The organism is Luteimonas sp. RIT-PG2_3, from assembly GCF_054902115.1.
Genome location: NZ_JBUBPF010000013.1, coordinates 42686 through 56968, shown reverse-complemented (window position 1 = coordinate 56968; position 14283 = coordinate 42686). Strand labels below are relative to the sequence as shown.

The 14283-nt window shown below is 66.9% G+C and carries 8 protein-coding genes; 5 read left to right on the top strand and 3 right to left on the bottom strand.

Annotation, left to right across the window (positions count from 1 at the left end; translation table 11 throughout):
* Positions 1 to 594 precede the first annotated feature (594 nt).
* On the bottom strand, positions 595 to 2619 hold the full coding sequence (locus ACYX7E_RS16590; RefSeq protein ID WP_462081711.1) for an LTA synthase family protein: 2025 nt from the start codon (positions 2617 to 2619) through the stop codon (positions 595 to 597).
* A gap of 191 nt (positions 2620 to 2810) precedes the next feature.
* Positions 2811 to 4175 carry a PQQ-dependent sugar dehydrogenase gene (locus ACYX7E_RS16585; RefSeq protein ID WP_462081710.1) on the bottom strand — a complete coding sequence of 455 codons (1365 nt, stop codon included), beginning with the start codon at positions 4173 to 4175 and terminating at the stop codon, positions 2811 to 2813.
* A gap of 472 nt (positions 4176 to 4647) precedes the next feature.
* Here ACYX7E_RS16585 and ACYX7E_RS16580 point away from each other — a divergent pair, with 472 nt between their 5' ends.
* A complete protein-coding gene (locus ACYX7E_RS16580) occupies positions 4648 to 6345 on the top strand; it encodes a hypothetical protein (RefSeq protein ID WP_462081709.1) in 1698 nt (565 codons plus the stop codon).
* 27 nt (positions 6346 to 6372) lie between these two features.
* Here ACYX7E_RS16580 and ACYX7E_RS16575 read toward each other — a convergent pair whose 3' ends face one another.
* Positions 6373 to 8451 carry a 3-hydroxyacyl-CoA dehydrogenase NAD-binding domain-containing protein gene (locus ACYX7E_RS16575; RefSeq protein ID WP_462081708.1) on the bottom strand — a complete coding sequence of 693 codons (2079 nt, stop codon included), beginning with the start codon at positions 8449 to 8451 and terminating at the stop codon, positions 6373 to 6375.
* A gap of 499 nt (positions 8452 to 8950) precedes the next feature.
* Between ACYX7E_RS16575 and rpoE the strand changes: the two genes are divergently transcribed.
* The 4 genes from rpoE to lepA all read left to right on the top strand — a co-directional run bounded on the left by rpoE (position 8951) and on the right by lepA (position 14274).
* Positions 8951 to 9565 (top strand): RNA polymerase sigma factor RpoE, encoded by a 615-nt coding sequence (gene rpoE, locus ACYX7E_RS16570; RefSeq protein ID WP_462081707.1) that lies wholly within the window; start codon positions 8951 to 8953, stop codon positions 9563 to 9565.
* Positions 9562 to 10596 carry a sigma-E factor negative regulatory protein gene (locus ACYX7E_RS16565; RefSeq protein WP_462081706.1) on the top strand — a complete coding sequence of 345 codons (1035 nt, stop codon included), beginning with the start codon at positions 9562 to 9564 and terminating at the stop codon, positions 10594 to 10596. Before rpoE ends, ACYX7E_RS16565 begins: the two co-directional genes overlap by 4 nt.
* 183 nt (positions 10597 to 10779) lie before the next feature.
* Positions 10780 to 12321 (top strand): Do family serine endopeptidase, encoded by a 1542-nt coding sequence (locus ACYX7E_RS16560; RefSeq protein WP_462081705.1) that lies wholly within the window; start codon positions 10780 to 10782, stop codon positions 12319 to 12321.
* A gap of 159 nt (positions 12322 to 12480) precedes the next feature.
* Positions 12481 to 14274, top strand: a complete 1794-nt coding sequence (gene lepA, locus ACYX7E_RS16555; protein ID WP_462081755.1) for a translation elongation factor 4 — start codon at positions 12481 to 12483, stop codon at positions 14272 to 14274.
* Positions 14275 to 14283: the final 9 nt, after the last annotated feature.

The window sequence follows — 14283 nt, the reverse complement described above, 5'->3', positions numbered from 1 at the left end:
GCTGACCGAGCCGAGCAGCAAGCCCTGGACGGGGCGATGCGGCATCCGAAGCCGACGAAGCCAAGCCCTTGCTCTTATCTCTTAGAAGAACAGAGCTCAAAAGCAGATTCGTTGCACCCGGATTTGCAGCGGCGTGCCGGGCTGCGGCTGCTCTTCCCTCGGTCAGGGCATCCTGCCCTGACTCGGGCGCACGCCATCTATGGCGTGCTCGACGCAGCCTCCGCTCGACACTGCACCGCCGCGAGCGTCAGGATCTCGGTGTCGCTGGGTTTCTAGCACTTGCCTTCGCCGTCGAAGACATCGGCCCATCCAACATCAGAGCGTCGCCTCGGCCGGGATTGCGGAGAGCGGGCCATGGATGGTCCGCGGCGGCGAGTCAGCCAAGGATGGCTGACCGAGCCGAGCAGCAAACCCTGGACGGGGCGATGCGGCTTCCGAAGCCTAAAGCCTGTCTGCTTTTATGGACGCGCGAGTAAAGGCCTCAAAGCTGTATCACTGATCGCAGCCCGACACACCACCGCCGCGCGCGTCAATATCGCGGCGTTGGGCAAGTTTCCGACGTAGGCCCCTTCGAAGACGTCGACCCATCAGGCATCAGGGCGTTGCCTCGGCCGCGCGTTCGGCAGCCTTGCCGTCGGCGGGGCTGCCCGCTGCCACTGCGGGCAAGGGAGGTAAACGGTACAACCCGTTCTCGTAGGCGTGTGTCGCCCACAGCGATTGCGCCAACGCGCGCCGCGCGAGCTTCGGATCCAGTGTCGCCGGTACCAGGTCCTGCGTCTTTGGTTGGTAGATGAACTGCTGCGCCGACTTCGACGGCTGCAGGATCACCACCTCATTGCCCTGCATCCATGCAAAGTTGGTGTCGTACTGCATCATCGCGCGACCCGGCACCAGCCGCGTCGGATCGGTCAGGTCCTGGCCGGTCATCGGCGTCGGGTCCTGGATGCCGATCAGCGACAGCAGCGTCGGCCCCAGGTCGATCTGGCTGACGATGCGTGGATCACGGCGTGGCGTGACGCCCGGGCCGATGATCAGGCCGGGGATATGGAAGTTGCCGATCGGCACCAGCTCCTGCCCCAGCACGCGCGAGTCGTGGTCGGCCACGACCAGGAACACCGTGTCGTTCCAGTAGCTCGCGCGTTGCGCCTTGTCGAAAAACGTGCCGATCGCATGGTCGGCATATTTCGCGGCATTGTTGCGCGTCTGCTTGGGCTGCTCGTACAACGCGATGCGGCCGTCCGGGAACTCGAACGGATCGTGGTTGCTGGAACTGAAGACCAGCCCGAAGAATGGCTTGCCTTCTGCGTGGAGCTTGTCGAACTCCTCGTCCGCGCGTGCGAACAAGTCTTCATCTGATACCCCCCAGGAACCGGTGAAGACCGGATGGCGATAGTCCTTCTGCTCGATGATGTGCTGGAAGCCGTTGTTGAGGAAGAAGCCACGCATGTTGTCGAAGTGGCTTTCACCGCCGTAGTGGAACGTCGTCGCATAGCCGTGGCGGGCGAGCAGTTGCGCAAGGGTGAAGAAGTCATGCTGGCTCTTGGGCTGCTTGACCACTGCCTGCGCGGGCGTCGGCGTGAAGCCGGTCAGGACCGCCTCGATGCCGCGCACCGAACGCGTACCGGTGGCGTACAGCCGATCGAATGCCCAGCCCTGTTGACTCAGGCGGTCGAAGTGGGGCGACAGCGGGCGGCCGCCTAGGCTGCCGATGAACTGCGCGCCCAGGCTTTCTTCCAGCACGATCACCAGATTCAGCGGCTTGCCCTGATGCAGCACGGGACGCTGCGCGAGCGTTGGCAGTGCCGCATCGACGTACGCGGTGGCGGGCAGGCCGGTTTCGCAGCGGACCTCGGCCACGATGTCGGCCAACGGCATCTCGCCGTAGATTTCCGCCCCGGGCTCGTCCTTCAGCAGGTCGCGCGCGGCGAAGAACACCGTATAGGTCGAATTGAGCGGCAGCGTGTTGACGGTCGCGTCGTCGCTGAAGGCCAGCATCGCCGGGTTCATCGGCCGATGTCCCAGCGACGAGCGCACGCCCATCGCCGACAGCAGCACCAGCGCGATGGCGCCGAACACCTGCAGCACCGGGCCGGGGCGCGCCTCGGCGCCGCGCACGATGTGCGAGCGCAGCCAGCGCCAGGCCAGCAGCGCGGTCACCAGCGTCAGCAGCAACGTGATCGCCGCGCTCAGCGCATGGCCTCCCATCAGGGTGCGGGCCACTTCGCGTGGGTAGATCAGGTACTCGACGAACAGCCGGTTCGGGCGCAGGCCGTACTCGGCCATGAAGTCGCGCGTGGATGCCTCCAGGAATACCAGCAGCGCCAATACCGCCACCAGCCACGCCGTCGCCAGCCAGCGGAACACGGCATGGCGGGCCAGGCGGGAGGGCAGCAGCAGCCACAAGGCCGCGCCCGGCCCCAGCAATCCGCATAGCGTGGCCACGTCGACGCGCAGGCCGCCGAGGAAGACTTCGGCCGCGCCGTCGACCAGGTCGACCTGGTCGAAGGTCCACAACGACAACAGCAGGCGGGACGTGCCCAGGACCAGAAGTCCCACCACGAAGACGATCAGTACGGGACGAAGCCTTGCCAGAAGGCTGTCGATATTGCGTCGGGACATGCAATGCGCCGGAAGGAACGCGGCAACCGGACCCCCCAGTTGCACCGCTTTGTCATTGTGCAGGTAGCCATGTCATAAAAAAGTTGGCTCGGAGGGGCCTGCAACTGCGATTGGCTCGCCGGGATCCATTCCCGTGTGGCAGGACCTGCGCCCGAACGCGCCGCCTGCCAGTGCGGTGGCGCGACTCCTGGCTACGGACTGGGCTTGGCCGTAGCGGCAGGAGCGAGCCGCCAGACGGCATTGCCCACATCGTCCGCCACCAGCACGCCGCCGCGGGCATCGACGGCGATGCCCACCGGGCGCCCCTGTGCATCGCCGTCGTTGTTGACGAAGCCGCCGAGCACGGTCTCGATCGGACCCGAAGGCGCGCCATTGGCGAATGGCACGAACACGACCGAATAGCCGACCTTCGGCTGACGGTTCCAGGACCCGTGCAGGCCGATGAAGGCGCCGTTCGCATAGCGCGCCGGCAAGGCCTTGCCGGAGTGGAACGCCAGGCCCAGCGGCGCCACATGCGAGCCCAGGCCGTAGTCGGGTGCGATCGCCTTCGCGACCAGGGCCGCGTCCTGCGGCTGCACGCGGGTATCCACGTGCTGGCCGTAGTAGCTGTAGGGCCAGCCATAGAAGGCGCCTTCGCGGACCGAGGTCAGATAGTCGGGCACCAGGTCGTTGCCGATCTCGTCGCGTTCGTTGACGACCGCCCACAACGCGCCGCCCTGCGGCTGCAGCGCCAGCGCGGTCGGATTGCGCAGGCCGGAGGCGTAGTTGCGCACGCTGCCGCTGGCCGCATCGATCTCGAGGACGGCGGCGCGATTGGTTTCTTCCTGCATGCCATGTTCGGCGATATTGCTGTTGGAGCCGACGCCGACGTACAGCTTGCTGCCATCCTGGCTGGCGACCAGTGCCTTGGTCCAGTGATGGTTGCGGCCGGCCGGCAGGTCGGCGACTTTTTCCGGCGTCGCGGTGATCGATGTCGCGCCGGCCGCGTAGGGCACCTTGACCAGGGCATCGGCATTGGCGACATACAGGGTGTCGCCGACCAGGGCCATGCCAAACGGAGACGACAGCCCGCTCATGAAGACGTGGCGTTGCTCGGCGATACCGTCGCCATCGCCATCACGCAGCAGGGTGATGCGGTCGGCACTGGGCACGCCGGCACCCGCGCGCTTCTGCACGGCATTCATCGCGATCTGTTTCGGCCCGGGCGTGCCCTTGCTTGCCGGCTTGTTGGCCTCGGCGACGAGCACATCGCCGTTGGGAAGCACGATCACGGTCCGGGGATGGTCCAGTCCCTGGGCGAAGGCGGTGACCGCAAAGCCTTCCGCCGGCACCGGTTGCGCGCCCTCGGGCCAACCGATCGCGGGCGCGATCTCGACGACGGGGATCGCGGAAGAATCGGGCGCAGGCAGTTGCGGGGAAGGTCCCGTGCCGACCGGATAGGCGACGGCTGCCGCAGCAGGATCGTCCGGGTGCTTGGAAGGCGTCGTGCGCGTGCTGTCGTCGACCGGCGGCTCGCTGCCGCTCATGCACGCTGTCAGCATCAAGGTGCAGGTCATGCCGATGCTCAGCAGAGCCGGGTGCATATGCGACGCAGGACGAGGCGGGGTCATGGTGTTCACCGGGTTGGCGAGGGATGACCATTGCAGCAGCGTTGCCGTGACGGGAAAGTCAGTGCTGCGTGAGCTTCAGCGCAATACACCGCCGCAGAGTGGATCTGTTTTCGGTATCGATGGGCGTACTGGACATCCCTCCCTTCGAGCCTGGGGGAAATCGCCGATCACGACCGTAACGGAGGGCCCCTTCGAAGCGCAGGGCGCCGCATCCGGGCGGTTCGTTCGGCCGTCGCAACGCGCGCATCGCGTCGACCCGGATCCCCCTCGGTGACCGCGGGCCGACGTCGGCGACGAATGGCAATGCCTGCGACAGGACGAATGACCGTTTGTCGGATTGCGGAGCTGGAGCAGAAGCGGAGGCGGCCGTTTTGCCTGGTCAGCCGCGTTCGATGTTGGTGTGTGTTCGGAGGCGGCCATGATCACGTTGCGCACTGCTTTCTTTTTGCCCTGCTGGCTCGCCCTGCTGCTCTTCACCGGGTGCCGGCGGTCGCCACCAGCCGATACTGCCGCCGTCCCGTCGCCACCTGAACTGGCGATGGTCGGTGCCAATCTGCTCGAGGGACTGGGCAAGCATCATTTCCCGGTCACCAGCCGCCACGCTGAGGTGCAGCGCTGGTTCGATCAGGGCCTGATGCTGACGTTCGGCTTCAATCACGATGCCGCCGAGCGATCCTTTTTGAAAGCCGCCGCACTGGATCCCGACTGTGCGATGTGCTGGTGGGGAGCGGCGCTGGTGCTGGGGCCGCATGTCAACGCCGCGATGGATCCGGCCGACAATGCCAATGCCTGGCAGCGGCTGCAGCGTGCGCGTCGCCTCGCACCCGGGGCCAGTGCGCGCGAGCAGGCGTTCATCGATGCACTGTCTGCACGCTATGCCGAGGTTCCCCCGGCCGACAGGCGCGTCCTCGACGAAGCCTATGCAGCTGCCATGCGCGAACTCGTGCGAAAACGAACCGACGACCTCGATGCCGCCGTGTTTCTGGCCGAATCACTGATGGACCTGCAACCCTGGGATTACTACGACGCGCAGTTGCAGCCCAAGGGGCATACCGCAGAGGTGGTGGCGACGCTGGAGTCGGTGATGGCGCGCGCTCCAGACCATGCCGGCGCGCTGCACCTGTACGTACATGCTGTCGAGGCCTCTGCCGATCCCCGGCGCGGCGCGGTCGCCGCGGACCGCTTGCGCGAACTGGTACCGGGTTCGGGCCACCTGGTACACATGCCGTCGCACATCTATGCGCGGGTCGGGCGCTGGCACGATGCGGTGATTGCCAACCAGCGTGCGATCGAAGCCGATGACGCCTACCTTGCACTGTGTCGTGGAAATACCGGTGGCGTCTATCCACTCGGGTACGTGCCGCATAACCATCATTTCCTGTGGTTTGCCGCCAGCATGGAGGGGAATGGCGCGGTGGCGCGGGCCGCCGCGCTGAAAACTGCCGAACACACGGCCCTGGCCGAGTTGATGCGCGAACCTGGCTATGCCGGTCTGCAGCACTACTGGATGACCCCATGGTTCGACCGGGTCCGCTTCGGACGTTGGGACGAAATCGTCGGAGTGGCCAATCCCGCCCCTGATCTGCCTTATGTCACCGTGATATGGCACTACGCGCAGGCGTTGGCGGCAATCCGCCAGCAACGGCTCGGAGAAGCCGACGGACATCTGGCTGCATTGCGGCCGCTTGCTGCTGATCCGGCGATGGATGCATTGCTGGTATGGGATCGCTATCCACTGACGCATGCTGCGCGCATCGCCGAACGGACCGTGACCGCGGAACTGGCGATGGTGCATGGGCGCAGCGATGACGCGATCGATGCGTTGCGGGAGGCCGTGGCGATAGAAGACATCATTCCCTACGACGAACCGCTGGCCTGGCACGCGCCGGTGCGGCAGACACTGGGAGCGGTGCTGCTCGAGGCCGGTCATGCGGCAGCGGCCGAGCAAGTCTATCGTCAGGAACTGCAGCGCAATCCGGACAACGGCTGGTCTCTGTTCGGATTGGCGGAAAGCCTCAAAGCGCAAGGGCGTGTGGCAGAGGCGAATGCTGCGACGCAGCGCTTCGCCAAGGCTTGGGCGCACGCCGATCTGGCGCTCACCTCGTCGCGATTCTAGGCCGGCAGCAGAATTCGCCTTTGCCAGTCATTGCAGGGCGTTGCTGTCCCAACCTTGCCTTGGTGCGAAGCGGTCGCCGTAGCGGGCCTGGAGCGTGCGCAGGCGCTCGAGAAGCACGTCCTTGCCGGTTTCGCGCACATACTGGATCGGGCCGCCGCGGAAGGGCGCGAAGCCGGTGCCGAAGATCACGCCGGCATCGAGCAGGTCGCCATCGCTGACCACGCCGTCGTGCAGTGCGGCCACGGCTTCGTTGACCAGCGGCAGGATCAGGCGGTCCTCGAGGTCCTGCGGCGCTTCGTAGCCCTTCGGGACTTCGGGCTTCTTCGGTTTGCTGCCCTTGTCAGTCTGCTCCCAAGTGTACAGACCCTGGCCGTCCTTCTTGCCGCGCTTGCCGGCTTCGGGCGGAGACGACAGCGCGTCGGGGATCTGCAGGCCCAGGAAGGGCGCGAGTTCCTCGCCGACGCCGGCCGCCACATCCAGGCCGACGGTGTCGATCAACTCGATCGGACCCATCGGCATGCCGAAGTTGACGGCAGCCTTGTCGATGACCGCGCCCGGGATGCCTTCCGACCACGCGCGCACGGCTTCCAGCATGTACGGGAACAACAGGCGGTTGACCAGGAAGCCCGGCGTGCCGGACACCGGCACCGGCAGCTTGTCGATGGCCTTGCAGAACGCCGCAAGGCGCTGCTCGGTCGACGGCGCCATGGTGTCGTGGCGGACGATCTCCACCAACGGCATCTGCGCGACCGGGTTGAAGTAGTGCAGGCCCGCGAACTGCGCCGGCTTGCGCAGTTGTCCGCGCAGGTCGCCGAGCGGAATCGACGAGGTATTGGTTGTCAGCAGGGCGTCGGCCTTGAGCTGCGGCTCGACGCTGGCGTAAAGCTCGCGCTTGGCATCGGCGCGTTCGACGATCGCTTCGATGACCAGGTCGGCGCTGGCGATGCCTGCGCCAGCGAGGTCGGAGCGCAGCCGCGCCGCGACTTCGGGACGCTTGGCGTCGTCCTTGACGCGCTTGGCGAACAGGGCCTGGGCGCGCGCCTGCGCCTTGTCGATGAAGCCCTGCTCGCGATCCTGCAGTGTGACGTCGAAGCCCTTGTAGGCCGCCCACGCCGCGATGTCGCCGCCCATGACGCCGGCACCGACGACATGCACGTGCTGGATGCCACCGTTCTTCGCGCCCGCGTCCTTGCCGCCCAGCCCCTTCAGGCGCTCCTGCAGGAAGAACACCCGCGTCAGGTTGCGCGCGGTCGGGGTGCTGGCAAGCTTGACGACCGATCGGCGCTCGGCCTTCAGCAAGGCCTGGGTGCCGCCGCTGCTGCGCCGCCAGGTGTCGATCAGGGCATACGGGGCAGGGTAGTGCGCCTTCCTGGCCTTGCGTGCGACCTGCTTGACCAGCATCGGTGTCAGCAGTTGTCGTGCCGGCCAGGTATTGGTGATCCAGCCGAGCAGGCGCTGCTTGAACGGACGCTGGGTACCCTTGAGCGCAAGCGCTGCTGCGGCTTCGAGCAGGGCGTCGGGTGGCACGACCCTGTCGACCAGGCCCATCGCCTTCGCCGCCGATGCCGACAGCGTGCGTCCGGTCAGCATGACGTCGAAGGCCGCCGGTGCGCCGACCAGGCGCGGCAGGCGCACGCTGCCGCCCCAGCCCGGATAGATGCCCAGCTTGACCTCGGGCAGGCCGATGCGCGTCGACGGATCGTCGCTGGCGATGCGGTAGTCGCAGGCCAGCGAGATCTCGGTGCCGCCGCCCATGCAGAAGCCATGGATGGCCGAGACCGTAGGGCAACGCAGTTCGGCCAGGCGCTGGAAGGTCTGCTGGCCGCGGCGGATGGTGTCGCCGATCGTGCCCTTGCGGTCGAACTCCTGGAACTCGCGGATGTCGGCGCCGGCAATGAAGCCGCGCGACTTGGCCGAGCGCAGCACCAGACCCTTGGGCGGATCCAGCGCCAGCCGTTCCAGCAGTGCGTCCAGCTCCAGCAGGACGTCCTGGGAGAAGGTGTTGACCGACTCGTTGGCGCGGTCGAATGACAGCAGCAGCACGCCATCGGGGCGCTGCTCGACTTGCCAATGGCTGAAACGCAAACCGTCGAGGCCAGCGATCATGGGTACCATCCGTCAGGGTATGGAGTGACCCTCTATGATCCCGATGTTACTTCGGCCACGTCAAATCCGCGTTGCCTGACGCATCGCCGTCGCTGGCCGGGGCGCAGTCGGCAGCCACGCTCTGGCTGCTGCGCAAGGGTGGCCCCGCGCTGCCGGGACCCGATGACCAGGGGACCGAGCCGTCGGACGCGAGCTGGCGCGAGAGGGGCTGGACCACGCGATAGGCTGGGGACGCACTCGTCCGGAGCGGGCGGCTCCTCTACGAGAGGTGGAGGCCCTATGCCCGGAAGCCGGGTTGGCCGTGTTCACGTTGCGGTGGGGCGTGCCGCCGCAAGCTCGGTGGGCGACGCCGGGGCGGCCTTGCCCGGACTTGCGGCACGGGCGGGGAGGCCCCAGATCAACGGAAACTTGTCGAATCGAACAGGCGTGGGAACTTCCACCCCTGCCAAAGGTCACAGTGCCCAGCCAACAGGCCGGGCGACGAAGGAGCGCCGGCCCGATGGCCGAGATAGATACGCAACAACTGGATCTCGAGCTGGTCAAGCGCGTGCAGCGCGGAGACAGCGCCGCCTTCGACCTGCTGGTGCGCAAGTACCAGCACCGGGTGGCTGCGCTGATCGGTCGCTACGTGCACGACTGGAGCGAAGTCCAGGATGTCGCCCAGGAAACCTTCATCCGCGCCTACCGCGCGATCGGGAGTTTCAGGGGCGATGCCCAGTTCTATACCTGGTTGCATCGGATCGCAGTGAATACCGCCAAGAACCATCTCGTCGCCAGCAATCGCCGTCCGCCCGGTGCGGATATCGATATCGAGGACGCCGAACAGTTCGACTCCGGCATCCGCCTGCGCGACTCCGATACGCCCGAACGCGAAATGATGCGCCAGCAGTTGGAACAAACGGTGATGCGTGCGGTCGAAGCATTGCCCGAGGAGCTCAAGCTGGCGATCACCCTGCGTGAAGTCGACGGCCTGAGCTACGAGGAAATCGCCGAACGCATGGATTGCCCGATCGGCACCGTGCGCTCCCGGATCTTCCGGGCGCGAGAGGCGATCGACCAGGAAATGAAACCCCTGCTGGATACGGACACCAAAGTGGAGCGTGCGACACGATGACGGTTGCAGACGACAACGACACGATGCAGATCAGCCCTGATCCCGACAAACTCTATGTCTACCATCGCCAGCAGCTCTCGGCGATGCTCGACGGACAGCTGTCGCCGGATGAAGCGCGATTCATGCTGCGTCGACTGGAGCACGACAGCGAGCTCGCTGCCTGCTGGGAGCGCTGGCAGGTCTGTGGCGATGTCCTGCGTGGACGCGCCGACGACCTGCTGCCGTCGGACTTCGCACAACGTGTCGCGCTGGCGATCCATGCCGGCGGCGACAACGTGGCGCCTGCGCAACAGGCCGCTGCAGGGACACGCCCGCGCTTCGCGCGCTGGGGGGGCGCGGCGATCGCCGCGTCCGTGGCACTGCTGGCGATCTTCGTCGTGCGCCAGCCGCAGGATGCCGTGCAGCCCGGGACGGGCGATGCGCCGTCGAGCATGATCGCGACCCGCGATGCCGCCCCCGCGGCGGACCAGGCGTCGGCCAATGCCAGTGCACCCGATGCGATGGCGCTTGCCGTCGAGACGCCTTCGCCGGCGTCGCCGCTGGTCGATACCGCCGCTGCACTGGCGACGGCCGTTGCCGTGGCCGAAGTGCCGCGTCGCGCGTCGGAACGTCGTTCGCGTGGACAGAGCCAGCGTGCCGCTGCGCGCGTGCAGGCCCGTCGCGCCGATGCCGAACCGGTGTTCGCCGTCGGCCAGTCGTCGCCGGCGTTGCTGGCGTCCGGCCACGACGCCATCGTGCCCGCGCGCGACCTGATGGCACCGGCCACCGTGGTGCCAAGCCGCCCATGGCCGCGTGCCTTGCTGCCCGGTGCCTCGTCGAACGCGTTCGCGGTCGGTTACGGCGCGACGTCCAGCGGCTTCCAGCCCGCGTCGGGTTCCACATTCGAACCGTTCCACCCGCAGGTCGCACCGATGACCTCGTCGCTGCAGGGCATGCAGCCGCCGACCCGTTCGAGCGTCGTGCCCCTCAACAGCGAGGCGCGCGCCACGGTGCCCGCCGGCAACCACAGCGCGGAGCCGATCCGTCCTTGATGTCCGGGGACTGGGCGTTGTCCAGTCCGCGGGCCCAGGGCGCGCGTCGCATCTCCAGCCGTCCGGTGTCCTTCTTTCCCCACCGCCTGTTCTTTCCCAGCCTGTCCCTGCGTGGCTGCGCCCCAAGCTTGCCTGCGCGCTGCCGCGTCGATTCCCCTTTGTGCTGATCGAGGCCGCACCCCCATGAAAAAGCCCCTGCATGTTGCAGTCCTGATGGTCGTCACTGCCGCGGCGACCGCTGCCGTGGTGCTCCCGGCCGCGACCGCGCAATCCGCCGCCGGCGCCCCCGCGTCTGCTGCGCCGGCCGCGATCGCAAGTCCCGTCCCGGTCGCGCCGCTGGTGACCGGTTTGCCCGATTTCACCCGGCTGGTCGACCAGGTCGGCCCCGCGGTGGTCAATGTCCAGGTCACGCTGGGCAACCGCACCGCCCAGCGCGGCTCGCGACAGGCGCCCGGCCAGGACCAGATTCCCGAGATCTTCCGGCGCTTCTTCGGTCCCGGCTTCCAGATGCCGGGTCCGGACGAGGGTGGCGACGAGTTCGAAGGGCCGCGCGGGCGTTCGCTGGGATCGGGCTTCCTGATCAGCGGCGATGGCTACGTGCTGACCAACCACCATGTCGTCGACCGCGCCGACGAGGTCAAGATCACGCTCGACGACCGCCGCGAGTTCACCGCCAAGGTCGTCGGCAGCGATGAGCAGTCCGACGTTGCGTTGCTGAAGATCGAGGCCAAGGACCTGCCGTACCTGCAGATCGGGGATTCGGGCGCGGTCAAGCCGGGCCAGTGGGCGGTCGCGATCGGTTCGCCGTTCGGCCTCGATCAGTCGGTCACCGCCGGCATCGTCAGTGCCGTACAGCGCTCGACCTCGGCCAACCAGCGCTACGTGCCCTTCATCCAGACCGACGTCGCGATCAACCAGGGCAACTCCGGCGGCCCGCTGCTGAACACCAGCGGACAGGTCATCGGCATCAACTCGCAGATCTTCAGCAACTCCGGTGGCTACATGGGCGTCAGCTTCGCGATCCCGATGGATGTCGCGATGAATGTCGTCGAGCAGCTCAAGAGCACCGGTGAAGTACGCCGTGGCGCGGTCGGCGTGGTGGTCGAGCAGATCACCACCGACAAGGCCAGCGGCCTGGGCCTGCCCGATACCCGCGGCGCGCTGGTCAACAACGTGCAGCCCGGCAGCGCCGGCGAGAAAGCCGGCATCGAGCCCGGCGACGTGATCCGTAAGGTCGATGGTGTGCAGATCGTGCAGTCCAGCGACCTGCCGCCGCTGATCGGCAGCAAGCGTCCGGGGACCAAGGTCAAGCTGTCGGTGTTCCGCGAGGGCCGCGAGCGCGAGGTCGAGGTCACGCTGACCCAGCTCGAGGACGCGACTCCGGGCAGCCGCCCGAGCGTCACCGACGATGCGCCCGCCGCCGCCAAGTCGGCCAATGCGCTCGGGCTGATCGGCCAGGAGCTCACCGCTGCGCAGCGCCGCCAGTTGGGCCTGGGCAACGATGAGGGCGTCGGCATCGCCAATGTCGAGGGCAGCGCCGCGCGCCAAGCCGGGATCCGTCCCGGCGATGTGATCCTGCGCGTCGGCCGGGCGCCGGTGGCGACGGTGGCCGCGCTGGACCGCGAGCTGCGTGGGGTCAAGGCCGGGCAGACGGTGATGCTGCTGGTCCGCAGCCGCGCCGGGACCCAGTTCATCGCGGTGACGCCGCGCGCGGACGACAAGTAAGACGTCGCTTGCCGGCCACGCAGGCCGGCAAGCGGCGGTCGCCCATCGGCGACGGCTGACGACGGGGCCCGCCTCTGCAGAGGGGCGGGCCTCATGCTGTGCGATAATCTCCCGTTACCCTGACGACGGCCCCGCCGCCGGCCCATGACCTCTGATCCGATGCGGAACATCCGCAATTTCTCCATCATCGCCCACGTCGACCACGGCAAGTCGACCCTGGCCGATCGCATCATCCAGCTCTGCGGCGGGCTCCAGGCCCGCGAGATGGAGGCGCAGGTGCTCGACTCGAATCCGATCGAGCGCGAGCGCGGCATCACCATCAAGGCGCAGTCGGTATCGCTGCCCTATGTGGCCAAGGATGGGCAGACCTACCACCTGAACTTCATCGACACGCCCGGCCACGTCGACTTCAGCTATGAAGTCAGCCGGTCGCTGGCAGCCTGCGAAGGCGCGCTGCTGGTCGTCGATGCGGCGCAAGGCGTCGAGGCGCAATCGGTCGCCAACTGCTACACCGCGGTCGAGCAGGGTCTCGAAGTGGTACCGGTGCTCAACAAGATCGACCTGCCGACCGCCGACATCGAGCGCGCCAAGGCCGAGATCGAAGCGGTCATCGGCATCGATGCCGAGGACGCGGTGGCGATCAGCGCCAAGACCGGCCTCAATGTCGGCGACGTGCTCGAAGCGATCGTCAAGCGCATCCCGCCGCCGGTGCCGCGCGATACCGACAAGCTGCAGGCGCTGATCATCGATTCGTGGTTCGACAACTACCTCGGCGTGGTCTCGCTGGTGCGCGTCATGCAGGGCGAGATCAAGCCCGGCAGCAAGATCCTGGTGATGTCGACCGGACGCACGCACCAGGTCGACCAAGTCGGCGTGTTCACCCCGAAGCGCAAGGTGCTTGAAGCCCTGCGTGCCGGCGAGGTGGGCTGGATCAACGCCAGCATCAAGGACGTGCACGGCGCTCCGGTCGGCGACACGCTGACGCTGGCGTCCGATCCCGCCAGCAAGCCGCTGCCCGGCTTCCAGGAAATGCAGCCGCGCGTGTTCGCGGGCCTGTTCCCGGTCGATGCCGAGGATTATCCGGACCTGCGCGAGGCATTGGACAAGCTGCGCCTCAACGATGCCGCGCTGCGTTTCGAGCCGGAGAGCTCAGAGGCGATGGGCTTTGGTTTCCGTTGCGGCTTCCTCGGCATGCTGCACATGGAGATCGTGCAGGAGCGGCTGGAGCGCGAGTACAACCTCAACCTCATCAGCACCGCGCCGACGGTGGTCTATGAAGTGCTCAAGACCGACGGCAGCATCCTGACGCTCGACAACCCGGCCAAGCTGCCGCAGTCGAACCTGGTCGAGGAGATCCGCGAACCGATCATCCGCGCCAACATCCTGACCCCGCCCGACTACGTCGGCAACGTCATCACGTTGTGCGAGGAGAAGCGCGGCAGCCAGGTCGGCATCAACTACATGGGGTCGCAGGTCCAGATCAGCTACGAGCTGCCGATGGCCGAAGTGGTGCTCGATTTCTTCGACCGCCTGAAGTCGGTCTCGCGCGGCTACGCCTCGCTGGATTACCACTTCCTGCGCTTCGACGCGGGTCCGTTCGTGCGCATCGACACCCTGATCAACGGCGACAAGGTCGATGCGCTATCACTGATCGTGCACCGCCAGCACGCCGATCGTCGTGGTCGCGAACTGACCGAGAAGATGAAAGAGCTGATCCCGCGCCAGCAGTTCGACGTCGCGATCCAGGCCGCGATCGGCTCGCAGGTCATCGCCCGCACCACGGTCAAGGCGATGCGCAAGAACGTGCTGGCCAAGTGCTACGGCGGCGACATCTCGCGCAAGAAGAAGCTGCTCGAGAAACAGAAGGAAGGCAAGAAGCGGATGAAGCAGGTCGGGCGCGTGGAGATTCCACAGGAAGCCTTCCTTGCCGTCCTGCAGGTGGACAACAAGTAACCGGGCGAT

Coding starts and splice junctions, on each gene's coding strand:
- ACYX7E_RS16590 (WP_462081711.1), bottom strand. CDS start 2,619: ATGTCCCGACGCAATATCGACAGCCTTCTGGCAAGGCTTCGTCCCGTA.
- ACYX7E_RS16585 (WP_462081710.1), bottom strand. CDS start 4,175: ATGACCTGCACCTTGATGCTGACAGCGTGCATGAGCGGCAGCGAGCCG.
- ACYX7E_RS16580 (WP_462081709.1), top strand. CDS start 4,648: ATGATCACGTTGCGCACTGCTTTCTTTTTGCCCTGCTGGCTCGCCCTG.
- ACYX7E_RS16575 (WP_462081708.1), bottom strand. CDS start 8,451: ATGATCGCTGGCCTCGACGGTTTGCGTTTCAGCCATTGGCAAGTCGAG.
- rpoE (WP_462081707.1), top strand. CDS start 8,951: ATGGCCGAGATAGATACGCAACAACTGGATCTCGAGCTGGTCAAGCGC.
- ACYX7E_RS16565 (WP_462081706.1), top strand. CDS start 9,562: ATGACGGTTGCAGACGACAACGACACGATGCAGATCAGCCCTGATCCC.
- ACYX7E_RS16560 (WP_462081705.1), top strand. CDS start 10,780: ATGAAAAAGCCCCTGCATGTTGCAGTCCTGATGGTCGTCACTGCCGCG.
- lepA (WP_462081755.1), top strand. CDS start 12,481: ATGCGGAACATCCGCAATTTCTCCATCATCGCCCACGTCGACCACGGC.